Consider the following 26,809-nt stretch of genomic DNA (forward strand, 5'->3'; position numbering starts at 1 on the left):
ATGAGCGCCAACCGTTATCAGCAACACTTCATCGTTTCCTGGGACCAGCTGCATCGCGATGTGCGCGAGCTCTGCCATCAGCTGGTCGAGCGCGACTTCCAGGGCATCATCGCCATCACCCGTGGCGGCCTGATCCCGGCAGCCCTGATCGCCCGCGAGCTCAACCTGCGGCTGATCGATACCGTGTGCATCAAGAGCTACGACCACATGGAGCAGGGCGGCCTGGATGTCATGAAGGGCGTCGATCACGACGGCGACGGCTGGCTCCTGGTGGATGACCTGGTGGATACCGGCAAGACGGCCCGCAAGGTGCGCGAGATGCTGCCCAAGGCGCACTTCGCCACCGTCTACGCCAAGCCGGAAGGGCGTCCGCTGGTCGATCAGTTCCTCACCGAGGTCGGCCAGGACTGCTGGATCCAGTTCCCCTGGGACATGGGCGTGGCCTACGTGGAACCTCTGGCGGATCGGGTGCGCGGCGCCGCCTCCGGCCAGGGCGAGGGCTGAGCCGGCGATGCCGGACAGCCGCCCGAAGGAAGGCGTTGCGATGGAGGTCGTCGAGATGAAGGGTGTCGAGGAGGAGGAGTGCGCGATGGACAGCCCCCTGCCGGATAGTTGGGCGCAGCATCTGGGCGCCGAGTTCTCGGCCCCCTACATGCAGACGCTGCGTGACGCCCTGGCCAAGGACAAGGAAGAGCGGCGCATCATCTATCCGCACTCCGCGGACTGGTTTCGCGCCTTCCAGCTGACGCCGCTTGATCGCGTCAAGGTGGTGATCCTCGGCCAGGACCCCTACCACGGGCCGGGCCAGGCGCACGGGTTGTGCTTTTCCGTGCAGCCCGGCGTCAAGCTGCCGCCCTCGCTGCGCAACATCTACAAGGATCTGGCCACCGACGTGGGCTTCACGCCGGTCGAGCACGGCAACCTCGAGCACTGGGCGCGCCAGGGCGTGTTGCTGCTCAATGCGGTGCTGACCGTGGAGGCGGGGCAGGCGGCCTCGCACCGCGGCCGTGGTTGGGAAACCTTTACCGACAAGGCGATCACCACCGTCAGTGCCCACTGCCCGCCGACCGTCTTCCTGCTGTGGGGCAGCCATGCCCGTCAGAAGAAGTCGCTGATCGATACCCGGCGCCACCTGGTACTGGAGTCGCCGCATCCGTCGCCGCTCTCGGCGCACCGGGGGTTCTTCGGCAACCACCATTTCTCGCGCGCCAATGCCTTCCTCAGCGAGCACGGGCGCGACGCCATCGACTGGCAGCTGCCTCACCAGCCTTAACCTCGCCGAGCGATACGGGTAGAATGGCGCGCAATTTGCGCATGGTCTCCATGCGCAAAGTCGTCAATCGTCCCATCCCTGCGCCCGAAGAGGTCCGCCGCCATGAGCGTTCACGCCATCAATCATCCCCTGGTCAAGCACAAGCTCGGCCTGATGCGCGCCAATGACATCAGCACCAAGAGTTTTCGTGAATTGGCCGGGGAAGTGGCCAAGCTGCTGACCTACGAAGCCACCCAGGACCTGGAGCTCGAGTCCACCACCATCGAAGGCTGGAGCGACGAACCGATCCAGATCGAGCAGATCAAGGGCAAGAAGGTCACCATCGTGCCGATCCTGCGGGCGGGCCTCGGCATGCTCGACGGTGTCACCGACCTGATCCCCAGCGCCCGTATCAGCGTGGTGGGCCTTTACCGCGACGAGGAGACTCTCGAGGCGGTGCCCTATTTCGCCAAGTTCGCCAACGACCTGGAAGAGCGCCAGGCGATCGTCATCGACCCGATGCTGGCCACCGGCGGCACCATGGTCGCGACCCTGGACATGCTGCGCGAGCGGGGCTGTCAGCAGGTGAAGGTCATCGTGCTGGTCGCGGCCCCTGAGGGCATCAAGCGGGTCCAGGAATCCTACCCGGATATCGAGATCTATACCGCGGCGGTGGACGAGCGTCTCGACGAGAATGGCTACATCGTCCCCGGCCTCGGTGATGCCGGCGACAAGATCTTCGGGACTCGCTGAGTCCTGAGCTGATTGGCCTCGACGCCCCTGACGTGATCACGCAGGGGCGTTTTACTGTCATTCCCTTCCTTTCACTGCGGAGATCCTGACATGACCGATACGGTGGCCGGCGCCCAGCCGACACAATCCCTGCCCCGCACCCTGCTGACCGGGGTGCAGATGCTGTTCGTGGCCTTCGGCGCCCTGGTGCTGGTGCCGCTGCTGACCGGGCTCGACCCGAACGTGGCGTTGTTTACCGCCGGGGTGGGCACCCTGGTCTTTCACGGCGTCACCCGCCAGAGCGTGCCGGTGTTCCTGGCCTCGTCCTTTGCCTTCATCGCGCCCATCCAGGGCTCGATCCAGAGTTTCGGGATTCCCGCGACCATGGGTGGCCTCATGGCGGCCGGCCTGGTCTATGTGGTGATCTCCCAGATCGTGCGGCTCAAGGGCACCGCCTGGCTGCACCGCCTGCTGCCCGCCGTGGTGGTCGGGCCGGTGATCATGGTCATCGGTCTAGCCCTGGCCCCGGTGGCGGTTGACATGGCCACCGGCGAAACCAGTGACGCCATCGGCTACGGCCAGGCACTGGTGCTGTCGATGTCGAGCCTCTTGGTCACCCTGGTGCTGGCGGTCTTCGGGCGTGGCCTGGTCCGCCTGGTGCCGATCATGGGCGGCATCGTCACCGGCTACACCCTGGCGCTGCTGATGGGCGTGGTGGACTTCACGCCGGTGGAGAGTGCCGCCTGGCTGGCGCTGCCTTCCTTCACGGCGCCGACCTTTCACTGGGCCGCCATCCTGTTCATGATTCCAGTGGCCATTGCCCCGGCGGTCGAGCATATCGGCGACATGGTGGCCATCGGCTCGGTGACCAAGAAGAACTACCTCGAGAAGCCCGGCCTGCACCGCACCCTGCTGGGCGATGGCCTGGCCACCAGCGTGGCCTCGCTGTTCGGCGGCCCGCCCAATACCACCTATTCCGAGGTCACTGGCGCCGTGACCCTGACTCGGGCCTTCGATCCGCGCATCATGATGATCGCCGCCGTGACCGCCATCGTGCTGGCCTTCGTCGGCAAGCTCGGTTCGCTGCTGCAGACCATTCCGGGGCCGGTGATGGGTGGCATCATGACGCTGCTGTTCGGCTCGATCGCCGTGGTGGGCATGAACACCCTGGTGCGTGCCGGTCATTCCCTGACCGCGCCGCGCAACCTGGTGGTGGTGTCGCTGATCCTGGTCTTCGGCATCGGCGGCATGCAGGTCGGCGGCGGCCAGTTCACCCTTCAGGGGGTCAGCCTGGCGGCGCTGGTGGGCATCGTGCTCAATGCCGTCTTGCCGCCGGCCAAGGAAGGCGAATGAGCCAAGCGATCTAGGCCAGGCTCAGGAGTGGTGCTGATCGTCCCCGCCGTCGGAGAAGGACGGCGGGGTATTGGCACTGACGATCACGCACTCGCCGTCGCCGGCATTGCGAAAGCGGTGGGGCAGGCGTGAATCGAAATAGTAGGCATCGCCTGCCTGGAGCAGTCGCGTTTCGTCGGCGACCTGAAGCTCGATGGTGCCGGCTATCACCACCCCGCCTTCTTCCCCCTCGTGCTCCAGCATTTCCTGCCCGGTATCCGCGCCGGGAGGATAGTGTTCATGGATGATCGACATGCTGCGGTTGGGGCGCCTGGCGCCCACCAGTTTCCATGACAGGGTGCCATCCCCGATCTCGGTGAGCTCGTCCGAGCGATAGAAGACCTGTTCCTGCGACTCATTTTCGCCGGCGAAGAACTCGCTGATCGAGACCGGCATGGCATCGAGGATCTTCTTCAATGAGCTGACCGAGGGGCTGACGCTGTTCTGCTCGATCAATGAAATCGTGCTGTTGGTGACTCCGGCCCGTTTGGCCAGTTCTCGTTGAGACAGCTCGCGCGAAAGGCGCAACTGCCTGAGCCGGTTACCGACATCGAATCCACTCATTGACTGCCCTTGTTGAACATCTTTGACAGCATGATACCGACTCGGACCCGGGAACTTAAGTGCCTGGCGGTATTAGGGGTGAGCCCCTGGTGCTTCAACGCGTTCTCGGGGTTTGTCGCGGGGAGGAATGCGGTAGGCTGTGATCAAGGATACCCGTTTGTGGCAAGGGAAAGTGTGGCAAGGGAAAGTGCGCAAAGGGAGTACGCGAGGTGACGATGACGCATGACGAGGTAACGGGCCTGATCCTGGCCGGTGGGCAGGGCCGGCGCATGGGCGGGCGTGACAAGGGGCTCGAGCCCTTCGGCGCGGCCCGCCTGGTCGAGCATGCCAGGCGCTGTCTCGAGGGCCGGGTGGCCGAGGTGTTGATCAATGCCAATCGCCACCTGGAGGAGTATCGGGCGCTGGGCGATCGGGTGATATGTGATCGAGAAGGCGGTTATCAGGGGCCCCTGATGGGGATCTGGAGCGGCCTGGAGGCTTCAACGACGCCCTGGGTGCTGGTGGTGCCCTGCGACAGCCCGGCGCTGCCCGATGATCTGGTCGAGCGGTTGATGGCCGGCATCGGCGGGGCCGATATTGCCGTCGCCCATGACGGCGAGCGAGAGCATCCCGTGGTGGCCCTGATCCGCCGAGAACTCGCGCCGGATCTGGCCGTCGCCCTCCAGGAAGGCGAGCGCAAGATCGACCGCTGGTATGCGCGCCATGCCTGTAGGCGGGTCGACTTCAGCGACTGCCCCGCGGCCTTCGCCAACCTCAATACCGACGACGACAAGGCCCGGCTGGCGCAGCAATGGCCGGCCGGCAACGCCTGAGGAGCTAAACGTGCCGCAGGACAAGAGGCCGCAAGACGGACCGCAAGACCGCATTGTGTCGGACCAGCACCGACTGTCGCTTACCGATGAGTCCCTGCCGCTGCTCTGCCTCGCGGCCTGGAGCGGCACGGGCAAGACCACCCTGCTGGAGGCCTTGCTGCCCCGGCTGGCCGAGCGGGGCATCCGGGCGGCGGTCATCAAGCATGCGCACCATCGGTTCGATGTCGATCAGCCGGGCAAGGATAGCTATCGCCTGCGAGAAGCCGGCGCCGCCCCCATGCTGATCGCCTCCCGCTCGCGCACCGTGCTGATGATGAATACCCCGGAGCAGGACGAGCCGGACCTGGCTGCCCTGATCGAGCAGGTGAGGCCCCTCGAGCCGGACCTGGTGCTGGTCGAGGGCTTCAAGGCCTGGCCGCTGCCCAAGCTCGAACTGCATCGGCCTGACCTCGGCAAGCCCCTGCGCGCCTTCGAGGACCCCTGGATCATCGCCGTGGCCAGCAGTGCAGCACTGGAACTGCCGCAAGGGGTCGAGGCGCTGTCGCTGGATGATCTGGAGGCGCTCACCGACTGGGTGGCGACCTGGCCCGAGCGCTGGCTCCAGCAGCGGGAGAGAGGGGCGCGGCCGATGCCGGCGGGGCCGGAGGTGTCGACGTGAGCCTGTCCTGCTTTGATCTCGGGGAGCGCATGCTGTCGGTGGACGAGGCCCTGGCGGCGATTCTCGGCTTTGCTCCGACCCAAGCCCCGGCGCCGGCCATGCCCGAGCGGCTGCCTCTGGCGGCCGCCCTCGGGCGGGTGCTGGCCGAGGACATCGCCTCGCCGATCGATGTGCCCCAGAACACCAATGCCGCCATGGACGGCATCGCCCTGGCCTGGCCCGCGAGTGGAAAAGACGCCTTACCCGAGGCCTGGCCACTGGTCGGCGACGCCCTGGCCGGCCACGGCTATCGCGGCGAGGTGCCCGCGCGCACGGCGGTGCGCATCACCACCGGCGCGCCGCTGCCGCTAGGCACCGACACCGTGATCATGAGCGAGCAGCTCGAGGAAGGGGCGCCCGATGCCCCGGGCGCGCAAGACGCGCGAGAAAGGGTAAGGGTGACGCGCCCCGAGACGGTGAAGTTAGGCCAGCATGTGCGAAAGGCCGGGGAGGACGTGCCCCGTGGTGCGGTGGCCCTGACGTCCGGCACCCGGCTGGCCGCCGAGCACCTCGGCCTGCTGGCCTCGCTCGGTGTCGATCGCGTGTCGGTGTCGCGCCGGCTGCGGGTGGCGATCTTCTCCACCGGCGACGAGGTCACGGCGCCGGGCCGGCCGCTGCCCGCGGACGGCATCTTCGATGCCAATCGCTTCTCGCTGCATGGGTTGCTCGGGGCGCTCGGGGTCGAGGTCACCGATCTGGGGATTCTCGCCGATTCGTCTGAGGCCATGGTCGCGGCGCTGCGCGAGGCGGCCGTGAGTGCAGACATGGTCATCACCAGTGGCGGCGTCTCGGTGGGGCAGGCCGACTGGATCAAGCCGGCCCTTGCCGAGACCGGTGAGCTGGGCTTCTGGCGCATCGCCATGCGCCCCGGCCGCCCCCTGGCCTTCGGGCGTCTGGGCCACGAGCGGGTGCCCTTCTTCGGCCTGCCCGGCAATCCGGTGGCGGTCATGGTGACGTTTCTGCAGTTCGTCCAGCCGCTGATTCGCCGCCTGCAGGGCGAGGAGGGCTGGCAGCCGACGCGAATCACCGCGCGCGCCGAGGAGCCGCTCAAGAGTCGCGCCGGGCGCGTGGACTTTCTGCGTGGTGTCTATCACGCTGATGAAGAGGGCCAGCTGTGGGTGCGCAGCACCGGGCGCCAGGGGTCGGGCATCCTGTCGTCGATGGTGGCCGCCAACTGCCTGATCGAGATCGCCGCGCCCAGCGCCGGTATCGCGACCGGCGAGACGGTGACGCTGCAGCCCCTCATGCATCGATGCGGATAGTACGGTAGTGTGTTCTGTCAGCTTTAGTAGTGTGTCTTGTCCGATTTATCGTAAGGAGCGGGTAACCCAGTATGAGCCTGACCCATCTTAATGCCCGCGGCGAGGCCCACATGGTGGATGTGGCCGACAAGGACGAGAGCCGGCGGGAGGCCGTTGCCAGTGGCCGGATTCGCATGCATCCCGAGACCCTCGCGCTGCTGGCCGATGGCGACCTGCCCAAGGGCGATGTGCTCGCCACGGCCCGCATCGCCGGCATTCAGGCCGCCAAGCGTACCCATGAGCTGATTCCGCTCTGCCATGCCTTGCCGCTGTCCAAAGTGGCCATCGACTTTCGCCTGGACGAGTCCAGCTCTAGCGTTGAGGTCAGCGCCACCTGTCGCCTCAATGGCCGCACCGGCGTGGAGATGGAAGCGTTGACGGCCGTCTCGGTGGCCTGCCTGACCCTCTACGACATGTGCAAGGCCGTCGACAAGGACATGGAAATCGGCGAGATCCGCCTGGAAAGCAAGACCGGCGGCAAGTCCGGTGACTACCGGCGCCAGGCGATGTCCTCGCCCATCGTGACCGGCGCCTCACGCCACGCCGATCCGGGCCTGGCGCTGGATTCCTCGGCGCCCTGCATCCATATCAAGTGCCTCGCCGAGCTGCGCGAACGCCTCGGCGTCAGTGATGTCGATCTGCCCTTCGATGCCCTTAAGAGCGCCGACATCGCCGGGCTCAAGGCGGCGTTGGTGGCGCAGGACGCGCGCTTCGCCGGTCTCAATGAAGGGCGGGTGCTCTGTGCGGTCAATCAGGTGATGGGCGGCGAACAGACCCCGCTGACCGACGGCGACGAGGTGGCCTTCTTTCCGCCGGTCACAGGAGGGTGACGATGATTCGTGTGCAGCAGGACGCCTTCGATGCCGGTGCCGAGCAGCGGGAGTTGCTCAAGGGGCGCAGCGATATCGGTGCCGTGGTCAGCTTCACCGGTCTGGTGCGCGATTTCAATGAACGGCCCGATGTCAGCGCCCTGTCCCTCGAGCATTATCCCGGCATGACCGAGAAGGCCCTGGAAGCGATCGTCGAGGATGCCCATGGCCGCTGGCCCCTGCAGGGGGTGCGCCTGATTCACCGGGTAGGACAGCTGGCGCCGGGCGATCCCATCGTGCTGGTGGTGGTCGCCAGTGCCCATCGTCGGGCGGCCTTCGAGGCCTGCGATTTCATCATGGATTATCTCAAGACCCGCGCCCCCTTCTGGAAGAAGGAACATACGTCCAGCGGCAACTATTGGGTCGCCGAGCGCGAGAGCGACCATCAGGATGCCGCGCGCTGGGAGGAAGCATGCAAGAATTGATCGATGACTTCGGTCGCCGGGTCAGCTACGTGCGAATATCTGTCACGGATCGCTGTGATTTTCGCTGCGTCTATTGCATGAGCGAGGAAATGACCTTCCTGCCGCGGGCGCAGGTACTGACCCTCGAAGAGCTGGAAATGGTCGCCCGTGCCTTCGTCGAACTGGGCGTCGAGAAGATTCGCCTGACCGGCGGCGAACCCTTGGTGAGGCGTGGCATCGAGCAGCTGGTCGGCAACATCGGGGCGCTGCCGGGGCTGAAGGACTTTGCCATGACCACCAATGGTGCCAGTCTCGTCAAGCATGCCCAGGTGCTGCGGGAGGGCGGTCTCGAACGACTCAATATCAGCCTCGATTCACTGAACCCCGAGCGGTTTCGCCAGCTCACCCGAACCGGCGACCTCGATAAGGTGGTGGCCGGCCTTCGCGCGGCAAGGGCGGCCGGTTTTTCCCGTATCAAACTCAATGCCGTCATCCTCAAGGGGCGCAACGACGACGAGGTGCTCGATCTGGTCGAGTTCGCCCGCGACGAGGGCCTCGATATCAGCTTTATCGAGGAAATGCCGCTGGGGGACGTCTCCGATCATTCCCGGGCGGAAACCTTCTGCTCGAGTGATGAGGTGAAGGCGCTGATCGAGGCGCGCTATCCTCTCACCGCCTCGGACGAGTCCACCGCCGGGCCATCGCGCTATTTCCGCATGGCAGACAGCGAGACCCGCATTGGTTTTATCTCCCCGCATAGCCATAACTTCTGTTCCTCCTGCAATCGTGTCAGGGTCACGGTAGAAGGGCGCCTGCTGCTGTGTCTGGGCAATGAGCATTCCGTCGATCTGCGTGAGGTGCTAAGACGCTATCCCGGTGACATGGAGGCGCTGAAGGCCAGGATTATCGAGGCCATGCCGCTTAAACCCGAGCGTCATCATTTCACGACCGATGGCGATGTTCAGGTCGTTCGCTTCATGAACATGACCGGTGGCTGAACGCTTTCCGGCGACTTATCGGTGAGGTTATCTCGAGAAACCGGCCCCGTGGGCCGGTTTTTTTGTGAGTTAATGTGTGTCTATTTCTTGCCAAGTAATGGCTTGTGCATATACTTTTCACTCCAGTAGTTGGCGGTTTTTTAGCACTCAACAAGTGGAGAAGCCGATGTCATCGGAAACCCTCGAGCGTATTGCCCGTAACAAGAATGTCGCCCGCGCAGCAGCGCGTCAGCTGAGCATGGAACAGCTCCATAAGCTTGCCGAAGTCATCGGCGAGGTCATCGAGCAGAAGCAGGAAGAAGAGCGCGAACGTCAGCAGGAAGAGCGGATGAAGGAGCAGAAGCTCGCGGAGATTCGTGAGGCCATCAATGACGCCGGACTGTCCGTCGATGATCTGGTGCCGGAGCAGCCCAAGCGTCGTCGTGGCCGCCCGCCGAAGGATGCCAAGCAGTCCTGATCGTTCTCTCGGCGCCGCTTGTTAAGCCCCGGGCTCGGGGCGTCCTGGGGAAGGAGTGGCCCGGCGGCCTTCAGGCTCACGTTTCGGGTTCAAGTTTCAGATTCGGGGTACAGGCTTAAGCTCAGAAGCAGGCGGCCTCATGATCACTAAACGTTCGTGATGAATCGTTCGTGATCGAAAAGCGTCGCCTCATGCCTCCGAGTCGGGCGTCTCTGCAGCGAGAAGCTGAAGATGCACGGCCGGTAGATGGCGCAGGTGTTCGCCCAGGTAGTGCATCAGGCTCGGGTGGAGCTGGCGCCTGAGTTCGGCCAGGTTGTCGGCGCTCAGTTCGCCCAGCCGATCATCCAGCCAATCGGCGAAGGCGTCTTCATCCAGTGGCGTCGAGGTGGTGGCGTCGATCAGCAGGCGCCCGATGCGCGTCCAGCCCTCGTCTTGCGGCGTGACCGGCAGGGCGAGGAAGAGGTTGCCATGGCGATCGCGACGACCGGCCTTGGGGTCCTCGAGGTCGGGCACCGGGGTCACCGCCTCCTGGCTGATGACGCAAGGCGGCTGAGGATGCCGTGATTCCAGCGTCAGGCCGTCCTGATCCAGCCGAATCATGTCGCCGTTGACCGGCACCAGGGGGGCGGCGATGCCGCGGCCTTCGGCCAGCTCGCGGTGGGCCTGCTGATGGCGATGCTCGCCATGCACCGGCACCAGGTGGCGCGGTTTTACCCACTCATAGAGGGTATGCAGCTCCTCCTGAGCGGGATGCCCCGAGGCGTGCAGCTCGGGGTGCTCGCGCTCGTCGAAGAGGGTGACGCCGAGCTGGCGCAGGCCATGCTGCAGGCGCTCGATCAGTCGCTCGTTGCCCGGAATCGCCTTGGCCGAGAAGATCACGCTGTCGCCGGCGGTAAGCTCGAAATCCCCATGGCGCCCGCGTGCCAGGCGCGACAGAGCCGCCCGCGGTTCGCCCTGACTGCCCGTGGCGATCACCAGCACTTCCTCCGGCGGCAGATAGCCCAAGTCTCGGGCCGGCACCAGGGGGGGGAAGTCGTCGAGATAGCCAAGCCCTCGGGCGACGCCCACCATCCGCTCCATCGAGCGCCCCATCAGGCTGACGCGACGGCCACAGCGCTGGGCGGCGAGGCCGATGGCCAGCACTCGGTCCAGGTTGCTTGCGAAGCAGGACACGATCACTCGGCCGCTGCAGGCGGCGATGGTACGCTCCAGCGCCTCGGCGACCTCGCGCTCGCTGCGCGAGTGGCCGGGCAGGGGGGCATTGGTAGAGTCGCCGACCACCAGGTCGACCGGGGCAAGCGCCCGGTAGAGGGCCTCGTCGACCGGCTTGCCGATCATCGGCGCCGGGTCCAGTTTCCAGTCGCCGGTATGCAGCACCCGCTGTTCGGGGGTGCTGATCAGCAGCGAGCAGCTTTCCGGAATCGAGTGCGTCAGCGGCAGGAAGCGCAGCCCGAAGGGGCCGGTCTCCATGGCCTCGCCGGGGTCGATGACATGGATGGCATCGGTCGCCAGGCCGCGTTCGGCGAACTTGGCCCGCAACAGGCCCGCCGCCAGCGGCGTGGCGTGGATCGGGCAGCCCCATTGGGGCCAGAGCCAGGCCGCGGCGCCGATGTGATCCTCGTGGCCATGGGTGATGATCAAGGCCTTGGGCGCGATATCGAGGGTCGACAGGGTCGCCAGGTTGGGCACCTGCAGCGGGCTGTCCGGCAGGTCCTGACGGATCATCATGCCGCAATCCACGGCAATCCAGTGTCCGTCATAGCCGTAGAGGTTGAGGTTCATGCCGATCTCCCCACAGCCGCCAAGGGGCAGGAAGTGCAGAGGGGGGCGGCGGCGAGGGCGAATCTGGACACGAGGTCGGAACATGACAAGCACGATATAGCAAAGAGTCGTTTCATCATACGCATCTGGCGAGGTCAGCGACAACGCGAGGCGCGGGCCCGAGAGTGTTTCGGGGCAGTTGAATTCGTTACACTTGCCTGTCTGGCAAGCTGCCATCTCGCCATCCCTGTTTTACTCTCAGGTTATCAACTTCTGGTTATCAACTGACGGTCAACCCATGTCTCATTACTATCGCTTGGTGGTTTCCTGCCCCGATCGCGTCGGCATCGTCGCGCGCGTCTCGAATTTCATCGCCGGCCAGGGCGGCTCGATCACCGAAGCCAACCAGCACTCCGACCTGACCACGGGGCGCTTCTTCATGCGCTATGAGATCGTCGCCGATTCGCTGCCGCTGGATGCGGAGGGCTTTCGCGAGGCCTTCACGCCGATCGCCGATGACTTCGAGATGGACTGGAAGCTGACCGATACCCGCCGCCCGCAGCGGGTCGCCCTGATGGTCTCCCGGGACTCCCACTGCCTGGTCGATCTGCTGTATCGCTTCACGGCGGGCGAGCTGGACTGCGAGATTCCCTGCGTGATCTCCAATCATGACGACCTGCGCTCACTGGTGGAGTGGCATGGCATCCCGTTCCACCATGTGCCGGTGGATCCCAGCGACAAGGCCCCGGCCTTCGCCGAGGTGGAGCGCCTGGTCGAGGAAGCCCGTGCCGACACCGTGGTGCTGGCCCGTTACATGCAGATCCTGCCGCCGGCACTTTGTGAACGTTATGCCGGCCGGGTGATCAACATTCACCACAGCTTCCTGCCGTCCTTCGCCGGTGCCAGGCCCTACCATCAGGCCTTCGAGCGGGGCGTGAAGCTGATCGGCGCCACCTGCCACTACGTGACCGAGGAGCTGGATGCCGGCCCGATCATCGAGCAGGACATCCAGCGTGTCAGCCACTGCCATACCGCCACCGACCTGGTCCGCTTCGGCCGTGACGTGGAGAAGGCCGTGCTGGCCCGGGGCCTGCGCTGGCACCTGCAGGATCGCGTGCTGATTCACGGCAACAAGACCGTGGTCTTCGCCTGATCGAATCCCGCTGAGTGAGCTTGAGCCAGATGAGGCCGGCTCAAGCTCACTCTGGCGAGGGAGGCGCCGTCGCATGACCTTCGCCGAGAGCGTGCTCGCCCCCTGGATGCTGCTGCTGTGTGGCCTGCTGAGCCTTTGGGTGCTGGTCTACAGCGCCTGGCACTATCCCTGGCGCGACTTGCTCAGAGATCCCGGCCAGCAGCATCGTCTGCTGGCCGCGGCCGTGGCGGTGATGCTGCTCTGGCAGCTGCGGGCGCAGGCGGTCGACTGGCTGTCGCTGCATCTGGTGTTCACCGCACTGCTGACCCTGTTGTTTCGTGCCCCGCCGGCGCTGGCCGTCAATCTGGCGGTGAACCTCGCGATGGTCGCCATCGGCAAGGTGGCCTGGCCGCTTCTCGGCGTCAATGTGCTGATCAGCGGCGTGATTCCGGCGTTGGTCATGGGGCGGGTCTGGCGGCTGGTCGACCGCTCCCTGCCTGACAACCTGCCGGTCTTCCTGTTCGCCTGTGGCTTCTTCGGGGTGGCGCTGGCCACCCTCGCGGCGGGGCTTTCGACGGTCGGTATCGTCTGGCTCGGCAACGATGATCCTCAGTCCTGGTTCCTGGTGCGCGAGTATGCGCTCTTCCTGCCCTTGCTGATGCCCGCCGAGGCCTTCATCAGCGGCATGCTGCTGAGCCTGCTGCTGGTCTATCACCCCCACTGGGTCGCGACCTTCAACACCCACCGCTATATCGACACCAAGTAGCCAGGCTAGGAGCGCCGCCGGCGCAGACTGGCTTGGCCGTCGTGGCATAAGTCGTTATCATGACGACCGTTTTGGGGGAGTAGTTACTTTCCAACCGCCTTCCTTCGCGGTGGCGCAGCTGGCCTTGGCCACATGCGACACCCGCTCGAGAAGCGACCGAGAATGGTCGATGTCAACACAGTTGGTCGCAATGACCATGGCATCGACGGCCCGGAGGCTGTGTCCGAGGACACGGCGCTCGAGGCCAAACGAGACTCAGAACATGGTGTGCTTCCGGGGCCGGCGGCGCAGCATGTTCTGCATCGTCTTGTTGCCGGCCCGGGAGATCATTCATTGGACGCACTCATCACCTCCGGTCTGGCCATCGGATTGGCCGAAATCGGCGACAAGACTCAGTTGCTCGCCTTGCTGCTGATCGCACGCTTCGCCCGCCCCTGGCCGATCTTCTGGGCTATCGTGGCCGCCACCCTGATCAATCACGGCGTCTCTGCCTGGTTCGGTGCCACCTTGGTCGACCTGATCGATCCTCGCCTGATGACCGCTCTGGTGGGCCTGGCCTTCATCGGCATGGGCCTGTGGTTGCTCAAGCCCGACGATGACGACGGCCTTGAGGCCGGCTCGCCCGGGCATGGGGTCTTCATCACCAGTTTCGTGTTGTTCTTTCTTGCCGAGATCGGCGACAAGACCCAGATCGCGACCGTGCTGCTGGCCGCGCGTTTCGAGGACGTGTTGCTGGTGACGCTCGGCACCACCCTTGGCATGCTCGCCGCCAATGCACCGGTGCTGTGGCTGGGCGCACGATTCTGCGAACGCCTGCCGATGCGTGCCATCCATTTGCTGGCGTGCCTGGTGTTTATCCTGCTCGGGCTCTGGGTGGTGATGGTCGAGGCCAAGGCCTGGCAATGGCTGTTGGGCTAGGCACCGCGTGATGGCCAGGAGCTGGTCAGGAGGTGGCCAGGAGTTGGAGCTGGTCAGGAGGTGGTGAGGAATCGCCACGGAGCGGTTCACTGCCGTTCAGGCTTGTCCTCGCAGGCAGGGGCGGCAAGCGCCTCTGCGGCATCGTCAGAAGCGTCGTCAGGTTCCTCGTAAGACGCCTCATCAGGCTCCTCGTCAGAATGTTTATCAGGCGCTTCGTAAGAGAAGGCCTCGAACAGCGAGAGCTGGCGCCGGGCATCGGCCGATACTAGTCGCATTCCCACGCCCAACAGGCGCACCGGTTGTGCCGCCCGCGACCAGGCCTGTTGGAGCAGGCGGTTGAAGAGCTCGGCACTGGGTGTCGCCCCCTGGCACTCGAGGCTGGTGAGGGTGAAGTCGCTGAAGCGCACCTTCAGGAACAGCTTGTCCAGCGGTGGCTGGCCGTGGCGTTCAATGCGGCCGGCTAGGCGTTCGATCAGCGGGAGAAGGGCGGCCTTGCAGGACGCCAGGTCGGGCAGGTCGTGGTGGAAAGTGGTCTCGACGCTGATCGACTTGCGCTCGCGGTGGGTGCGGACTTCCCGTTCGTCGATGCCCCGGGCGAGCTCGAATAGGCGTTTGCCGAACTTGCCGAAGCGCTCCAGCAGGGTCTCCAGGGGCCAGGCGCGCAGGTCCTCGCAGGTCGCGATGCCCATCGCCTCAAGCTTGGCCGCCGTGGCGGGGCCGACGCCATGCAGGCAGGTCACCGGCAGGGCGGTGATGAAGGCATCGACGTGATCGGGCGTGATGACGGTCAGGCCGTCCGGCTTTTCCCAGTCGCTTGCGATCTTGGCCAGAAACTTCGAGGGCGCCACGCCCACCGAGATGGTGATGCCGGTGCGCTTCAGGGCCTCGGCCTTCAGCCACTGGGCCATCCAGGTGGCGCTGCCCTGGAAGTGATCCACCTCGCTGACGTCGAGGAAGGCCTCATCGAGGGAGAGGGGTTCTACCAGCGGGGTGAGTTCGTGGAAGATCGCCTGAATCTGGCGGGAGACCTCGCGATAGCGCTCGTAGTCGCCGCGTACCAGCACGAGATCGGGGCACAGGCGCAGGGCGCGCGCGGTGGGCATGGCCGAGCGGACGCCGAAGGCGCGGGCGGGGTAATTGCAGGTGGCAATCACCCCGCGCTGGTCGACTCCGCCCCCGACGGCGATCGGCACGTCGCGCAGGGCAGGGTTGTCGCGCATCTCGACCGCGGCAAAGAAACAGTCGCAGTCGGCATGCAGGATCTTTCTTGGCGTGCCGGCCATGTCTGTCGTTCCGTCAGTGGCATAAAAGCGTGCGTATCAGTGCAGCGCCTGACCGTTGCCGCCGCGGATCACGCCCACCCCGACGCCCTCGATTTCCAGGTCCTGGTGGCGCAGGTCGATCTCGATAGGCGCAAACTCTTCGTTCTCGGCCAGCAGCCAGACCGTATGCCCTTGGCGCTTGAAGCGCTTCACCGTGACCTCTTCCTCGATGCGTGCCACCACGATCTGTCCGTCGCGGATGCGCTCGGTGCGATGCACGGCCAGCAGGTCGCCCTCGAGAATGCCGATGTCCTTCATCGACAGCCCGCGAACCCGAAGCAGGTAATCCGCACGCGGCGTGAAGTAGTCGGCCGGCAGCGGGCAGTAGCGATCGATGTGGGCGGTGGCGAGGATCGGGCTGCCCGCCGCCACCTCTCCGATGATCGGCAGGCCCTGAGAGCTGGTCTCTGCACCGTTGGCGGCCTTGCTCTCGGCATCCGCCGTCTCGGCTTCCATCGCCGGCAGACGAATGCCGCGCGAGGTGCCCGGAACCATGCGGATGGCGCCCTTCTTGTCCAGGGCGCGCAGGTGTTCCTCGGCGGCATTGGGGGAGCGGAAGCCCAGGGCGCGGGCAATTTCGGCGCGGGTCGGGGGGTAGCCCATCTCGCTCATGGTCTTGACGATGAAGTCATAGACGTTCTGCTGGCGCGGTGTCAGGGGGCGTGTCATGCGGCCTCCGCCGGTGGTCACTGGGGGGGTGTTTGGTCAAGTATACAGTATGTGATTGCATCCAGTAATGCGTTGAAGGCTTTCGATACCTTCGGCATTTTCAACAACGACGACGCCGGGATTGAGCAAGAGGGGACTGATGCGCCTCGTCACTTTTCCACCTTGTCTCCTTTCCTCCTTCCCGCCTTGGCGCGTTTGCATCACGGTACGTTTTGACACCTCGTCAGCCTGAAGAGTGGATTTTCCGCGGCATTGTGACATCCTGACCCCCGGCATAGAATCAGACCTTGTTTAAAACATTCGTTTATTGGCGACAGCTGGAGAGGCATGAGCATGGCCCAGACCGATACTGTGACGCGGATTCTCGATACCGCAGAGGTGCTGTTCGCCGAGCGCGGCTTTGCCGAGACCTCGCTGCGGACGATCACCGGCAAGGCCAAGGTCAACCTGGCGGCGGTGAACTACCACTTCGGCTCCAAGAAATCGCTGATCCAGGCGGTCTTCGCGCGCTATCTCGATCCCTTCACCGAGCGCTTCCACACGGCCCTCGATGCCCTGGAGCATGACTATCAGGGCCACACCATTCCCCTCGAGGTGCTGCTCGAGACCATGGCGCGCACGGTGCTGGAGGTACCTGCCGAGCGTAACAGCCTGAAGGTCTTCATGAAGCTCTTGGGGCTCGCCTACAGTCAGGCTCAGGGCCATCTGCGCCGCTACATTCAGGAGCACTACGGCAGCGTCTTTACCCGCTTCACCGACCTGGTGCGCAAGGCCACCCCCGAACTGCCGGATGCCGAACGCTTCTGGCGCCTTCACTTCGTGCTCGGCACGGTGATCTTTACCCTGTCCGGCCTGGATGCCCTGCGCGACATCGCCGAGAAGGATTTCGACGAGCATGTCAGCGTGCGCGACCTGATTCGTCGTCTGCGCCCGGTGGTGGTGGCCGCCCTTCAGGCGCCATTGCCCGAGGATGGCGCCGAACCCGCTCAGGCAGTGGGGTAGAAGCCATGCGCACGCCACGACTCACGACACTGCCACCGGCCGATGGCCCCTGGCTCGAGATCGATGTGATGACGCAGCGCCTTGTCGTCTGGCAGGGCAGCGAGCGCCGGAGCGAGTATGCGATCTCCAGTGGCCTGGCCGGCCATGGGCAAGAAGAGGGCAGCGGCCAGACGCCGCTCGGCTGGCACTATGTGCGCGCCGCCATCGGCGAGGGGCAGCCCTTGGGCTGCGTCTTCCGTGGCCGCCGGCCCACCGGCGAGGTCTATTCGGCCGAGCTTGCCGCCGCGCATCCCAAGCGTGACTGGATCCTCACCCGCATCCTCTGGCTGTGCGGCCTCGAGGCCGGTCATAACCGCGGCGGTGACGTCGACTCCCAGCGCCGCTACATTTACCTGCATGGCACGCCGCCCACCGAGCCCATGGGCGTGGCCGCCTCCCATGGCTGCATTCGCCTGCGCGACGAGGCCCTGCTTGAGGTCTTCGCCGCTTCCGTACCCGGAACGCCGGTCTGGCTGCATGACTGAGCCGCGTCTGTCGTCCGGAAAGACATTGCTCTAGAATCCTCCCCCTTCATCGCCAAGGAAGACCACCATGACGCAACCGCTGGGTTCAGTGATGCTGGATCTCGAGGGTCCCCGCTTGACGTCGGAAGAGGCCGAGCTGCTCCTTCGCTCCGAAGTGGGCGGGGTGATCCTGTTCGGCCGCAACATCGAGGATGCCGCCCAGGTGCAGGCCCTGTGCGCCGCGATTCGCGCCGTGCGGGCGGATCTCTTGCTGGCCATCGATCAGGAAGGCGGGCGCGTGCAGCGCCTGCGTGAAGGTGTCACACGGCTGCCGGCCATGGCACGCCTGGCCGAGGGGCTCGAGGCCGCGCCCCAGGCGGTACTGCAGCACTGCCAGGATGCCGGCTGGCTCTTGGGCATGGAGATGGCCGCCTGCGGGCTGGATATCACCTTCGCCCCGGTGCTCGATGTCGACGGCGGTGAATCCACCGTGATCGGCGATCGCAGCTTCTCGAGCGACCCGGAGACGGTCAGCCGCCTGGGTGGCGCCTTCATCGCCGGCCTCAACGAGGCCGGCATGGCCGCCGTCGGCAAGCATTTCCCCGGCCATGGCAGCGTGGCCGCCGACTCGCACCACGAGCTGCCCGTCGACCCGCGCCCGCTGTCTGCGCTGCGTGAGCATGATCTGATACCCTTCGCCGCCCAGTCGGCGAGGCTCGGCGGCGTGATGCCGGCGCATGTGGTCTACTCCGACTTCGACGCCCGGCCGGCCTGCTTCTCCCGCAGCTGGCTTGGGCTCCTGCGCGAGGAGCTCGGCTTCAAGGGCGCGATCTTCTCCGATGATCTGTCGATGGCGGGCGCCCGGGTCGCCGGTGGCCCCGGGGAGCGGGCCCTGGCGGCACTGGATGCCGGCTGCGACATGGTGCTGGTGTGCAACGACCGGGCCGCCGCGCTTGAAGCCCTCGACGCCTGCGCCGGTCGGGCCAGCAAGCGCCCGGCCAAGCTGCGCTATGGCCGGGCCCGGCCGAGCCTCGAGGCCCTGCCGGCGCTGTCGCGCTGGCGCCGCGTCCATGCCCGGCTGGAAGCCCTGGCCAATGGCGATACCCCTTCTTCACTCTCAACCGATTCGTGACCCCATGACTCAACAAGCTTCTTCCTCCGATGCGTCCCTGGCCGCCATGCGCGACATCATGGATAACGCCGACTGCCTGATTTCCCAGGAGGAAGTCGAGCGTGCGCTGGACCAGATGGCTGAGCGGATCACCGCCGATCTCGGCGACAAGCTGCCGGTCTTCTACTGCGTGATGAACGGTGGCCTGATCACCACCGGGCACCTGCTGACCCGGCTGGGCTTCCCGTTGGAGGTCGATTACCTGCATGCCACCCGCTATCGCGGCGGCACCCGGGGCGGCGAGCTGTTCTGGCGCGTATCGCCGGAGGTACCCATGGCGGGGCGCCATGTGGTGATCGTCGATGACATCCTCGATGAGGGCTCGACCCTGGCCGCCATCCTCGACTATTGCCGGGAGGCCGGCGCGGCCAGCATCTCCACCGCGGTGCTGGTCGACAAGACCCACGACCGCAAGGCGATGCCGGACCTCAAGGCCGACTACTGCAGCCTGGAGGTCGAGGATCGCTACGTGTTCGGCTTCGGCATGGACTACAAGGGCTACTGGCGCAACGCGCCGGGAATCTTCGCGCCCCAGGGGATGTGATGTGAGCCCGGCTCGTCAGGGCCGCCATCTCGTCGCATCACTGATCGTTGCGCCACGGTAACTGTTAAAGAGGAACGTCATTCATGCTGGCAATCATCGGAGGCACCGGCCTCACCCAGATGCAGGGGCTGGAAGTCACCAAGCGGCATAGCGCGGAGACGCCGCTGGGAACGGCCTCCGGTGCCGTGCTGCAAGGGCAGCTTGGCGAGCATGAAGTGCTGTTCCTGGCCCGCCACGGGCACCCGCATAAGCTGCCGCCGCATCGGGTCAACTATCGTGCCAACCTCTGGGCGCTGAAGCAGGCCGGGGCCACGCGGATCGTCGGCGTCAATGCCGTGGGCGGCATCGACCCCGCTCATGCGCCCGAGGCGCTGGTGGTGCCCGACCAGTTGATCGACTACACCAGCGGCCGGGAGTCGACCTATTTCGATGGTCGCTTCAAGGCCTTGAAGCACATCGACTTCTCCTGGCCCTACGACGACGCCCTACGCCGTGCAGTGCTGGAGGCGGGCAGGGCGGCCGGCGAGGCCCTGCATGATGGCGGCACCTATGGCTGCACCCAGGGGCCGCGGCTCGAGACCGCCGCCGAGATCGCCCGCATGGCACGCGACGGCTGCAGCCTCGTCGGCATGACCGGCATGCCCGAGGCGACCCTGGCCCGAGAGCTGGAAATCCCCTACGCCAGCCTTGCGCTGGTGGTGAACCCAGCCCCCGGCGTGGTCGAGCGCGAGATCACCATGGCCGAGATCGAGGCCGCGCTGGTCGGCGGCATCGAGCGGGTCAAGCGGGTGCTGCGGGCGCTGCTAGAGGCGGGGTAGCCATCGACTAACTATTCAAGAATGGGGTGAAATTCAACTGCTACGGGGGTACGCGGACTTGATGCAAACGTGAGATTCTCATTTTCTTTCGGTCGAATCCCAGTCATCGATTAGGCCAATTGGAAGCCCATTGATACCATTAGATCTATAATGTGCTATTTCAAGGCCCTTGTTTTCATACGCAACATCTTGGGGCATGTCATTGTCTACTAATATTATTTGGCAAAGTTTGCCTTTTTTGTCGAACTCTTCGGCAACCCCAACCAATGCATTGAATAGATTCCTGTACTTCTCTGGGTCTGCAACACCGTCAGCATCATTTTCTTTTCCAATTTGAGTGTCATCGGAGTTTTCAGGAGTTTTCCCTAAAAATTTCCCTACTGTGTCGATCATTAGCAATCCTGGAATATTTGTCTCTTTACGCAATTTTTGCAGCAAGATAGATGCCAGGTATCCGATAGAAACAATTGTTCTGAGCCCGCCTGAATTTATTTTCCTGTATTCAATGTCCCTGACTTTTGGGAAAAAAGTTTTATTATCTATCCCTACGCCATGGTGGTTGTTGATCCTTATCTGCTGAATGAACTTGTTAATGTCTGTCCCTAGGTCCTTCAATACATTGTCAAGTGATGGCGCGTCTTTCTGCAGTTCGCCCAATCTATTTTTTAGCTTCTCGATTGTCCCCTCTAGCCGGCCGATATAATCGGCGAGGGCGGCTTGCTTATTCCTTACTCTCAGAGAGTGGGTTACCTTTTCTCTACGTTCGTCAAGTTGTGCTAATTCTTTGACTATTGAGTCTCTTTCGGCTAAGTAGGGCGTTATTGAGCTCGCGAGCTCTTCATCCAGTATTTGTCTAGCTTTGTTTTTCTCTAGGTAAAGTTCTTCAAGGATGGAGTTGGCGGAATCTAAATCTGATCTGTTATCAGATATCAGTTTTTCAAGATCTTTCGATCTTCTTTTTATCGATGTTAATTCACTTTTTAAGCGTGTATCGCTTGAGATGTCAAAATTGTCCGATATTTTCCCAATGTCGATAAGAGTTTCGCAAACAGGGCAGTTTGTTTGTTCATTTATATCAATGCCTATAAGCTCTTTGGCAGATAGGCTTGATTCTATTCTGCCAACATCATTCTGGTAATCGTTGAGGAGTCGGCTAAACCTTTCAATATTCTGCAGAGATTTTGTTTGTGCTTCTTGCTTCTGCTTGATATTTAAATTGATTGTGTTTAGGGCGTCTTTAAGACCTTCGTATAGTTCGTTGTCGCTCGTCATCCTTTTATTTAAATCTGAAAGCCTATCTTCGAGTTCGGTTTTAATATTGTCTATGTTGTTTATTTCTTTATCTAGGTCCTCTGAGTTTTTAAATTCAGTCTGAGAAAGAAAGTTGCTTATGGTAGAGTATTGCTTTGAAGTTTGAGCCTTCTCTTGTGATTTGCTTGCTATATCTGATTCTATTTCAGAAATCCCAGAGTCAAGTACATTGAATATATATTTAAACACTTCCCTGTTTTTTGTTTCAAGTACATGGTTCCCGATGTTTAGTAAGTGAGTGCTTCCAACATCGTCTTGATCCAAGTAAATAAACTTAAATAAGTCTAAGAAGCTAAGCCTGGCAGTATCTGATGAATCTTTTGTCGGGGACTGCTTTAATCGAACAGCGGGGAGTTCTAAGGCCTCAAGAAGAAATTCAGAAAGGCTTTTATTCTGATCATCTCCTTTTGTGACACTGGGCTTGTACTTGTCGGGGAAGGAGTTGGATATTTTAGAGTATGCACAAGTATATACGTCAACATCTCTGGCAGGATTGAAAATATCTCTACTGATGCAGTAGGGGGTTCCATTTATCGTTATTTCAAGTACGGCATACTTTACAGATGAAGAGATTTCTTCGTCAATCTTGATTTGCTTTCCACCAAGAAGGTAGTAAACAAACCTGAGTATGCTTGACTTTCCTGTGTCAGCATCTCCATAAATTACATTTATTCCAGGGTGAAATGTGACTCGATAATTTTTTCTATGCCCGTGAAGTATTAGGTTCTTTAAGAGTAAGCCTTGTGAAGTGTCCATTATACACCCTGTTTTAATGCTGTATTTATATAGCCGTTAAGTTTGCTAGGGCTATGCGACTGCAGTAATGAAAGCTGTTCGATAAACAGTGTTATTTTACGGAAGTGCCCATCTTTTAATTTCCTTGAGATGGATTTTCCGGTGTCTGTTAGATCAAATAAAAACCCTTCCGATTTGGAGTATTCGGCCGCTAAGTATTCTTTAGATGAAAGTATTTTTATCATGGCCAGAAGCCTCTCTCGATCAAATAGTTCGTCGACGTTCACGGAAAGTGTATCCACGGTGTAATAGTCGACGTCATCAATTGCGATTTGCCGCTTGTTTGCCAACATTAGAACCTTGTTTAAGAAGGCTGGCCTAGTAACTAGGAAATGGAAAGTTTGTATCTTGTCGATTGTTAACACTTTCTTTTTCCGAGAAGTCTGTGCAAGTTTTTCGAGTATCAGAAGAAGTGTGCCTAAGTTATAATGTATCTCACGCTCGGGCTGAATGTATGGAAGTTTATTCACTTTTATCCTCCGTTAAGAGGTGTCTCAATGAGGCAATTGATCCGTCTTTCACCCACCAAATATTCTCACCTTCCGAGTTGGCGAGTTGGTGGAGCATTCCTTGTTTATGGATAGCGTTTATAAAAATAATAAACGTACCTAAAAAATTGTTATCTTCTTTAATGATCGTGTCATGGACATCTGATAGCAATAATCCAGAATTTGGGATGCCATCGTGCATATATTTCGTATAACTATTCTGATATACCTTGCGTATTTTCGTGTATAGCTCACTTAGTCGCTTTTGATCCGAAGAGCTACTGAAAAGTTTTCTTATATACTCTGCGTTTAAAAAAGCTTCTTTGGCTTCTCTTATTGCCGTGTTATGGATATCAGCAGAAATTAGTTTTAAGACAAACAGTTCGTCGTCAAAGTCTGTTTCGTCTTCAAGTTGTTTAAATTCGAGAGTTGACATGCCCGGATCGTTATTTCCAAAACATAATATTATTTGTTTAACGGCGATAATGGTCGTGCTATCCAGGTTGTTGGGCTTTGTGATGCTGGTGTGATCTTCATCTACTGATATTGCATCCGATTTTTCCTTGTCTATTGGAACGGCGCTTGTTTTTTTTACAACCGAATCGTGCACGCCATAGAAATACTTTGTTGTTGGTCTTAAGCTGGTCTTTTGCCATTCATCATTTATTTTATGAATGTACTCGTTGAGTGGTGAAAGTCCCTCTATTTGAAGGTTGTCACTCATCAATTTCCCAAAAGTTGCTGCCTCTGCTCCCTGATGCGGTACAGCCAAAGATATAAATAGCTTGATCTTTGATGGTGTCCTCTCTTCAATATCTTTAATAATAGAACTTTTGGTTACCAATCCACCCATACTATGAGCAATGACGATAATGTTATCGTATTTCTGTAGTTTGAAACGGATTTCAGTTCTAAGTAAGTTTCCGATTTCCTCAATGCTTATATTGTTGGCCAGTTTTCCATGTGATGTCCCAAACATACGCTTAACCAAACTTGAAATGTTACTGGCTTTAGCGAAAAGATTTAGTAGCTTGGTGAAGTAAGAAAAGTGAGCTATGTCATAATTTTCTGATATTTCAAAGTCGTCGGATAATAACTCAGGGAACGAGCGAGATTTTCCATTTTGCCAGGTCGCTTCGCCACCACAAAATCCGTGAACAAATAGTATTAGATTTTTTTTACCTTCCTGAGAGACGAACTCAATCATTTGGCTGGCCTATAGGTGCATTTTTAAAGTTTTTCACTCGTTTCTCCACTAAATAAATTAGCTTGGAACTGCCATAAAGAGTAACGTTCGCCATAATCGGCACGTAAAGAACAGGGCGAAAAGGCGCTTTTGCGTGTTCGAGTTGATGACGTTTTAGGCATTTTCTAGGTGTTCAAGAATTTTGTTGATGGGCAGGTTGCGTTCAAAGTATCGCTTGAAGGGTGCATTCAGGCAGCGAGCCCACTCCCCGTTATCCAGCTCAAGAAATCCCAGCAGCTTGGCGGAGAATGGGTTTTCCTGGTAGTGGAACATTGCATTGCGAAATCGCCGTAGTGCCTGCGTATATTCCTCATCAGCCAAGTACGAATCCATTGCTGGGTCAGAAATCCCGAGTTCATTGTAGCCCTCCACGACCACCTGTAGTAGTGCATACCATACCGAGAGCCGCATGAAACTGGAGTGTGCTTGTACAAGCGCCAGCTCGTCCGGAGGAAGTGCTGATTCACCCGAACCCGGAACTGTCGCCCCGGCGAATTGCTTGACGCTGTCGGCAATGCACCAGTGCTTATAGAGGGCTGCGAGATCACTCATAATTGATGCCTAGCAGTGATTAGATTAAACGTTCGTTTATTGACATGAACACGCGGGTGCGTTCAAGAATATTATTTGGCGCGCCATCTTTGATGTAAGTAGTTGATGTACTTGGTTTTGGCAAAAGTCCTGCAGCCTAAGCAGAATTCGCGTGCCTGCGCGTTTTGCCGGCATCAATATCGGCACGCTACCGCCCCTACCTGGGCATGGCGTGATGGCGTCCTGCCATCCATGCAGTAGTCCGTTCCTTGGCGCGATGCTGTCGGTCATTCTGGCTTTGTACAGACCGTGACTGGTCAGCCTATTCATTAGAGGCTCTGGATGCAAAAGGCGGCAGGCCACAAGCATGGCTCGACTCCGCTGCGCGAAGGGGCATGGCACTTTCTGGACTCATGAAGAAAAACACCCCGCAGGCTGGAGGGGCTCCAGCCTGCGGGGTGTCGTTTGAATGCTGAATGGCGGGCGTTGTTGCCGAGGTCAGGTCTTGCCGGCGATCAGCGCGCTAGGTTCCAGCAAGAGGATGGGCGTTAGAGCCCCAGCTCGTGGGTGGCTTCCTCACGCATCTTGAACTTCTGCACCTTGCCGGTAACGGTCATCGGGAAGGCGTCGACGAACTTCACGTAGCGGGGAATCTTGAAGTGGGCGATCTTGCCCTGGCAGAAGCCTCTCAGGCCTTCTTCATCCAACTCTTCACCCTCGACCAGCTTGACCCAGGCCATCACTTCTTCGCCGTACTTGGCATCGGGTACGCCGATCACCTGCACGTCCGAGATGGCGGGGTGGGTGTAGAGGAAGTCCTCGATCTCGCGGGGATAGATGTTCTCGCCGCCGCGGATGATCATGTCCTTGATCCGCCCGACAATCGCCACGTAGCCGTCTTCGTCCATGGTGGCGAGGTCGCCGGTGTGCATCCAGCGGCTGGCGTCGATGGATTTGGCGGTGGCATCCGGGTTGTCCCAGTAGCCGAGCATCACGCTATAGCCGCGGGTACACAGTTCGCCGCGCTCGCCGCGTGGCACCACGGCGCCGGTGGACGGGTCGACCAGCTTGACCTCCAGGTGCGGGTGAATGGTGCCCACGGTGGTGACGCGTTTCTCGAGCGGGGCATCGGTGAGGGTCTGGAAGCTGACCGGGCTGGTCTCGGTCATGCCGTAGCAGATGGTCACGCCTTCCATGTGCATCTTGTCGATCACCTGGCGCATCACCTCGATGGGGCAGATAGAGCCGGCCATGATGCCGGTGCGCAGTGTCGAAAGGTCGAACTCGGCAAAGCGCGGATGTTCCAGTTCGGCGATGAACATGGTCGGCACCCCGAAGAGGGCGGTGGCGCGTTCGTTTTCCACGGCCGTAAGCGTCGCCTCTGCATCGAAGCCGTCGCTTGGGTAGATCATGGCCGCGCCGTGGGTCATGCAGCCCAGGTTGCCCATCACCATGCCGAAGCAGTGATAGAGCGGCACCGGGATTACCAGCCGGTCGCGCTCCGAGAAGCCCATGGTGCGGGCCACGAAGAAGCCGTTGTTGAGGATGTTGTGGTGCGAAAGGGTCGCGCCCTTGGGCGAGCCGGTGGTGCCGGAGGTGTACTGGATGTTGATCGGCTCGTCGAACTGAAGCGCCCCCTGAACCTCGGCGAGACGCGCCGCGCTGACTGCCTCGGCACCTTCCAGCAGCCCCTTCCAGGTCAGCATGCCGGGCAGGGCATCGGCGGCATCCAGGCAGACCACGCGCTTGAGGGCCGGCAGGCGAGGGCAGTCCAGGCCGCCTTCCTGCGGCGATGCCAGTTCCGGGGCCAGTTCACTGATCATCTCGACGTAGTTCGAGGCCTTGAAGCGACCCTGCAGGATCAGGGTCGCGGTGCCGGACTGGGTGAGGGCGTACTCCAGTTCGTGGGTGCGATAGCTCGGGTTGAGGTTGACCAGGATGGCGCCGATCTTGGCGGTGGCGAACTGGGTGATGGCCCACTCGGCCCGGTTGGGGGCCCAGATGCCGACCCGCTCGCCCGGCACGACGCCGGCCGCCAGCATGGCGCGGGCGGCCTCGTCGACGGCGACCTTGAGCTCTTGCCAGCTGTAGCGCAGGCCCTGGTGCAGGCTGAGCAGGGCATCGCGCTCGGGAACACGCGCGACGGTGGCATCGAAGCAGTCACCGATGGTCTGGCCCTTGAGGGGCGTGTCGCTGGTGCCGCTGACATAGCTGAGTGCAGGCGGGGAAGTGGGCGAATCCGAGGCGGGGCTTTGGCGTGTCATGCTGGCTCCTGTGTTTATTGTACTTGTAGGCCCTGTCTGAAAGCTGCCTGCGCTCGACCATACAGCGTTAAAAATCAGCTCAAAATGCTC

The 26,809-nt window shown here is 61.2% G+C and carries 28 protein-coding genes; 19 read left to right on the forward strand and 9 right to left on the reverse strand.

Features of this window, described 5'->3' with window-relative positions; genetic code table 11:
- From gpt to IEJ03_RS06400, 4 genes are all read left to right on the forward strand, one after another.
- Entirely contained in the window at window positions 1-504 is a 504-nt protein-coding gene (gpt, locus tag IEJ03_RS06385) for a xanthine phosphoribosyltransferase (protein WP_192036825.1), read from the forward strand.
- Between the two features lie 85 nt (window positions 505-589).
- Window positions 590-1,273 carry a uracil-DNA glycosylase gene (gene ung, locus IEJ03_RS06390; protein WP_192037214.1) on the forward strand — a complete coding sequence of 228 codons (684 nt, stop codon included), beginning with the start codon at window positions 590-592 and terminating at the stop codon, window positions 1,271-1,273.
- A gap of 102 nt (window positions 1,274-1,375) precedes the next feature.
- Window positions 1,376-2,005, forward strand: coding sequence for a uracil phosphoribosyltransferase (gene upp / locus IEJ03_RS06395; RefSeq protein ID WP_192036826.1), 630 nt, complete (start codon window positions 1,376-1,378; stop codon window positions 2,003-2,005).
- A 90-nt stretch (window positions 2,006-2,095) separates the two neighbouring features.
- Window positions 2,096-3,337, forward strand: coding sequence for a uracil-xanthine permease family protein (locus tag IEJ03_RS06400; RefSeq protein ID WP_192036827.1), 1,242 nt, complete (start codon window positions 2,096-2,098; stop codon window positions 3,335-3,337).
- A gap of 21 nt (window positions 3,338-3,358) precedes the next feature.
- Here the strand turns inward: IEJ03_RS06400 and IEJ03_RS06405 are convergent, their stop codons facing one another.
- Window positions 3,359-3,940 (reverse strand): cupin domain-containing protein, encoded by a 582-nt coding sequence (locus IEJ03_RS06405; protein ID WP_192036828.1) that lies wholly within the window; start codon window positions 3,938-3,940, stop codon window positions 3,359-3,361.
- Between the two features lie 209 nt (window positions 3,941-4,149).
- Here IEJ03_RS06405 and mobA point away from each other — a divergent pair, with 209 nt between their 5' ends.
- From mobA to IEJ03_RS06440, 7 genes are all read left to right on the forward strand, one after another.
- Window positions 4,150-4,752: a molybdenum cofactor guanylyltransferase MobA gene (gene mobA, locus IEJ03_RS06410; RefSeq protein ID WP_192036829.1), complete on the forward strand. Its 603-nt coding sequence runs from the start codon at window positions 4,150-4,152 to the stop codon at window positions 4,750-4,752.
- 55 nt (window positions 4,753-4,807) lie between these two features.
- On the forward strand, window positions 4,808-5,410 hold the full coding sequence (gene mobB, locus IEJ03_RS06415; protein ID WP_242458068.1) for a molybdopterin-guanine dinucleotide biosynthesis protein B: 603 nt from the start codon (window positions 4,808-4,810) through the stop codon (window positions 5,408-5,410).
- The gene (gene glp, locus IEJ03_RS06420; RefSeq protein WP_192036830.1) at window positions 5,407-6,711 is read left to right on the forward strand and encodes a gephyrin-like molybdotransferase Glp; all 1,305 of its coding nucleotides are present in this window, start codon (window positions 5,407-5,409) and stop codon (window positions 6,709-6,711) included. The genes mobB and glp overlap by 4 nt, the downstream gene beginning before the upstream one ends.
- A gap of 71 nt (window positions 6,712-6,782) precedes the next feature.
- Window positions 6,783-7,580 carry a cyclic pyranopterin monophosphate synthase MoaC gene (gene moaC, locus IEJ03_RS06425; protein WP_192036831.1) on the forward strand — a complete coding sequence of 266 codons (798 nt, stop codon included), beginning with the start codon at window positions 6,783-6,785 and terminating at the stop codon, window positions 7,578-7,580.
- A gap of 2 nt (window positions 7,581-7,582) precedes the next feature.
- A complete protein-coding gene (gene moaE / locus IEJ03_RS06430; RefSeq protein ID WP_192036832.1) occupies window positions 7,583-8,044 on the forward strand; it encodes a molybdopterin synthase catalytic subunit MoaE in 462 nt (153 codons plus the stop codon).
- The gene (moaA, locus tag IEJ03_RS06435) at window positions 8,032-9,021 is read left to right on the forward strand and encodes a GTP 3',8-cyclase MoaA (RefSeq protein WP_192036833.1); all 990 of its coding nucleotides are present in this window, start codon (window positions 8,032-8,034) and stop codon (window positions 9,019-9,021) included. The genes moaE and moaA overlap by 13 nt, the downstream gene beginning before the upstream one ends.
- A 166-nt stretch (window positions 9,022-9,187) precedes the next feature.
- The gene (locus IEJ03_RS06440) at window positions 9,188-9,478 is read left to right on the forward strand and encodes an H-NS family nucleoid-associated regulatory protein (RefSeq protein ID WP_192036834.1); all 291 of its coding nucleotides are present in this window, start codon (window positions 9,188-9,190) and stop codon (window positions 9,476-9,478) included.
- Between the two features lie 189 nt (window positions 9,479-9,667).
- On the opposite strand, the gene IEJ03_RS06445 is transcribed toward IEJ03_RS06440, so the two are convergent.
- A complete protein-coding gene (locus IEJ03_RS06445) occupies window positions 9,668-11,260 on the reverse strand; it encodes a ribonuclease J (protein WP_192036835.1) in 1,593 nt (530 codons plus the stop codon).
- A gap of 277 nt (window positions 11,261-11,537) precedes the next feature.
- On the opposite strand from IEJ03_RS06445, the gene purU reads away from it, so the two are divergent.
- The 3 genes from purU (at window position 11,538) to IEJ03_RS06460 (ending at window position 14,055) form a co-directional block, all read left to right on the forward strand.
- Entirely contained in the window at window positions 11,538-12,392 is an 855-nt protein-coding gene (gene purU, locus IEJ03_RS06450; RefSeq protein ID WP_192036836.1) for a formyltetrahydrofolate deformylase, read from the forward strand.
- 73 nt (window positions 12,393-12,465) lie between these two features.
- Window positions 12,466-13,137 (forward strand): energy-coupling factor ABC transporter permease, encoded by a 672-nt coding sequence (locus IEJ03_RS06455; protein WP_192036837.1) that lies wholly within the window; start codon window positions 12,466-12,468, stop codon window positions 13,135-13,137.
- A 333-nt stretch (window positions 13,138-13,470) separates the two neighbouring features.
- On the forward strand, window positions 13,471-14,055 hold the full coding sequence (locus IEJ03_RS06460) for a TMEM165/GDT1 family protein (protein WP_192036838.1): 585 nt from the start codon (window positions 13,471-13,473) through the stop codon (window positions 14,053-14,055).
- Window positions 14,056-14,141: 86 nt separating this feature from the next.
- Here the strand turns inward: IEJ03_RS06460 and dinB are convergent, their stop codons facing one another.
- Both dinB and lexA read right to left on the reverse strand, forming a co-directional pair.
- Window positions 14,142-15,338, reverse strand: a complete 1,197-nt coding sequence (dinB, locus tag IEJ03_RS06465) for a DNA polymerase IV (RefSeq protein WP_192036839.1) — start codon at window positions 15,336-15,338, stop codon at window positions 14,142-14,144.
- Between the two features lie 36 nt (window positions 15,339-15,374).
- On the reverse strand, window positions 15,375-16,046 hold the full coding sequence (gene lexA / locus IEJ03_RS06470) for a transcriptional repressor LexA (protein WP_192036840.1): 672 nt from the start codon (window positions 16,044-16,046) through the stop codon (window positions 15,375-15,377).
- A gap of 333 nt (window positions 16,047-16,379) precedes the next feature.
- Here lexA and IEJ03_RS06475 point away from each other — a divergent pair, with 333 nt between their 5' ends.
- The 5 genes from IEJ03_RS06475 (at window position 16,380) to IEJ03_RS06495 (ending at window position 20,084) form a co-directional block, all read left to right on the forward strand.
- On the forward strand, window positions 16,380-17,048 hold the full coding sequence (locus IEJ03_RS06475) for a TetR/AcrR family transcriptional regulator (protein WP_192036841.1): 669 nt from the start codon (window positions 16,380-16,382) through the stop codon (window positions 17,046-17,048).
- A 5-nt stretch (window positions 17,049-17,053) separates the two neighbouring features.
- On the forward strand, window positions 17,054-17,572 hold the full coding sequence (locus IEJ03_RS06480; RefSeq protein WP_192036842.1) for a L,D-transpeptidase: 519 nt from the start codon (window positions 17,054-17,056) through the stop codon (window positions 17,570-17,572).
- A gap of 67 nt (window positions 17,573-17,639) precedes the next feature.
- Window positions 17,640-18,683, forward strand: coding sequence for a beta-N-acetylhexosaminidase (gene nagZ, locus IEJ03_RS06485; protein WP_192036843.1), 1,044 nt, complete (start codon window positions 17,640-17,642; stop codon window positions 18,681-18,683).
- 4 nt (window positions 18,684-18,687) lie between these two features.
- Window positions 18,688-19,266: a hypoxanthine-guanine phosphoribosyltransferase gene (locus IEJ03_RS06490; RefSeq protein ID WP_192036844.1), complete on the forward strand. Its 579-nt coding sequence runs from the start codon at window positions 18,688-18,690 to the stop codon at window positions 19,264-19,266.
- 83 nt (window positions 19,267-19,349) lie between these two features.
- On the forward strand, window positions 19,350-20,084 hold the full coding sequence (locus IEJ03_RS06495) for an S-methyl-5'-thioinosine phosphorylase (RefSeq protein WP_192036845.1): 735 nt from the start codon (window positions 19,350-19,352) through the stop codon (window positions 20,082-20,084).
- Between the two features lie 78 nt (window positions 20,085-20,162).
- Here the strand turns inward: IEJ03_RS06495 and IEJ03_RS06500 are convergent, their stop codons facing one another.
- The 5 genes from IEJ03_RS06500 to IEJ03_RS06520 all read right to left on the reverse strand — a co-directional run bounded on the left by IEJ03_RS06500 (window position 20,163) and on the right by IEJ03_RS06520 (window position 26,719).
- The gene (locus IEJ03_RS06500) at window positions 20,163-22,151 is read right to left on the reverse strand and encodes a hypothetical protein (RefSeq protein ID WP_192036846.1); all 1,989 of its coding nucleotides are present in this window, start codon (window positions 22,149-22,151) and stop codon (window positions 20,163-20,165) included.
- Window positions 22,151-22,660 carry an ABC-three component system middle component 4 gene (locus tag IEJ03_RS06505; RefSeq protein WP_192036847.1) on the reverse strand — a complete coding sequence of 170 codons (510 nt, stop codon included), beginning with the start codon at window positions 22,658-22,660 and terminating at the stop codon, window positions 22,151-22,153. Before IEJ03_RS06505 ends, IEJ03_RS06500 begins: the two co-directional genes overlap by 1 nt.
- Complete coding sequence (locus IEJ03_RS06510) at window positions 22,653-23,885, reverse strand: ABC-three component system protein (protein ID WP_192036848.1); 1,233 nt, start codon at window positions 23,883-23,885, stop codon at window positions 22,653-22,655. Before IEJ03_RS06510 ends, IEJ03_RS06505 begins: the two co-directional genes overlap by 8 nt.
- A gap of 153 nt (window positions 23,886-24,038) precedes the next feature.
- Window positions 24,039-24,476: a hypothetical protein gene (locus IEJ03_RS06515; RefSeq protein ID WP_192036849.1), complete on the reverse strand. Its 438-nt coding sequence runs from the start codon at window positions 24,474-24,476 to the stop codon at window positions 24,039-24,041.
- Between the two features lie 527 nt (window positions 24,477-25,003).
- Window positions 25,004-26,719: an AMP-binding protein gene (locus IEJ03_RS06520; RefSeq protein WP_192036850.1), complete on the reverse strand. Its 1,716-nt coding sequence runs from the start codon at window positions 26,717-26,719 to the stop codon at window positions 25,004-25,006.
- Window positions 26,720-26,809: the final 90 nt, after the last annotated feature.

This window comes from Halomonas sp. YLGW01 (genome assembly GCF_014840935.1).
Classification (GTDB): Bacteria; Pseudomonadota; Gammaproteobacteria; order Pseudomonadales; family Halomonadaceae; genus Onishia.

What these genes read in the sequence shown, in the direction of transcription:
- gpt (WP_192036825.1), top strand. Translation starts at nt 1, where the DNA reads ATGAGCGCCAACCGTTATCAGCAACACTTCATCGTTTCCTGGGACCAG.
- ung (WP_192037214.1), top strand. Translation starts at nt 590, where the DNA reads ATGGACAGCCCCCTGCCGGATAGTTGGGCGCAGCATCTGGGCGCCGAG.
- upp (WP_192036826.1), top strand. Translation starts at nt 1,376, where the DNA reads ATGAGCGTTCACGCCATCAATCATCCCCTGGTCAAGCACAAGCTCGGC.
- IEJ03_RS06400 (WP_192036827.1), top strand. Translation starts at nt 2,096, where the DNA reads ATGACCGATACGGTGGCCGGCGCCCAGCCGACACAATCCCTGCCCCGC.
- IEJ03_RS06405 (WP_192036828.1), bottom strand. Translation starts at nt 3,940, where the DNA reads ATGAGTGGATTCGATGTCGGTAACCGGCTCAGGCAGTTGCGCCTTTCG.
- moaC (WP_192036831.1), top strand. Translation starts at nt 6,783, where the DNA reads ATGAGCCTGACCCATCTTAATGCCCGCGGCGAGGCCCACATGGTGGAT.
- moaE (WP_192036832.1), top strand. Translation starts at nt 7,583, where the DNA reads ATGATTCGTGTGCAGCAGGACGCCTTCGATGCCGGTGCCGAGCAGCGG.
- moaA (WP_192036833.1), top strand. Translation starts at nt 8,032, where the DNA reads ATGCAAGAATTGATCGATGACTTCGGTCGCCGGGTCAGCTACGTGCGA.
- IEJ03_RS06440 (WP_192036834.1), top strand. Translation starts at nt 9,188, where the DNA reads ATGTCATCGGAAACCCTCGAGCGTATTGCCCGTAACAAGAATGTCGCC.
- IEJ03_RS06445 (WP_192036835.1), bottom strand. Translation starts at nt 11,260, where the DNA reads ATGAACCTCAACCTCTACGGCTATGACGGACACTGGATTGCCGTGGAT.
- purU (WP_192036836.1), top strand. Translation starts at nt 11,538, where the DNA reads ATGTCTCATTACTATCGCTTGGTGGTTTCCTGCCCCGATCGCGTCGGC.
- IEJ03_RS06455 (WP_192036837.1), top strand. Translation starts at nt 12,466, where the DNA reads ATGACCTTCGCCGAGAGCGTGCTCGCCCCCTGGATGCTGCTGCTGTGT.
- dinB (WP_192036839.1), bottom strand. Translation starts at nt 15,338, where the DNA reads ATGGCCGGCACGCCAAGAAAGATCCTGCATGCCGACTGCGACTGTTTC.
- lexA (WP_192036840.1), bottom strand. Translation starts at nt 16,046, where the DNA reads ATGACACGCCCCCTGACACCGCGCCAGCAGAACGTCTATGACTTCATC.
- IEJ03_RS06475 (WP_192036841.1), top strand. Translation starts at nt 16,380, where the DNA reads ATGGCCCAGACCGATACTGTGACGCGGATTCTCGATACCGCAGAGGTG.
- IEJ03_RS06480 (WP_192036842.1), top strand. Translation starts at nt 17,054, where the DNA reads ATGCGCACGCCACGACTCACGACACTGCCACCGGCCGATGGCCCCTGG.
- nagZ (WP_192036843.1), top strand. Translation starts at nt 17,640, where the DNA reads ATGACGCAACCGCTGGGTTCAGTGATGCTGGATCTCGAGGGTCCCCGC.
- IEJ03_RS06490 (WP_192036844.1), top strand. Translation starts at nt 18,688, where the DNA reads ATGACTCAACAAGCTTCTTCCTCCGATGCGTCCCTGGCCGCCATGCGC.
- IEJ03_RS06495 (WP_192036845.1), top strand. Translation starts at nt 19,350, where the DNA reads ATGCTGGCAATCATCGGAGGCACCGGCCTCACCCAGATGCAGGGGCTG.
- IEJ03_RS06500 (WP_192036846.1), bottom strand. Translation starts at nt 22,151, where the DNA reads ATGGACACTTCACAAGGCTTACTCTTAAAGAACCTAATACTTCACGGG.
- IEJ03_RS06510 (WP_192036848.1), bottom strand. Translation starts at nt 23,885, where the DNA reads ATGATTGAGTTCGTCTCTCAGGAAGGTAAAAAAAATCTAATACTATTT.
- IEJ03_RS06515 (WP_192036849.1), bottom strand. Translation starts at nt 24,476, where the DNA reads ATGAGTGATCTCGCAGCCCTCTATAAGCACTGGTGCATTGCCGACAGC.
- IEJ03_RS06520 (WP_192036850.1), bottom strand. Translation starts at nt 26,719, where the DNA reads ATGACACGCCAAAGCCCCGCCTCGGATTCGCCCACTTCCCCGCCTGCA.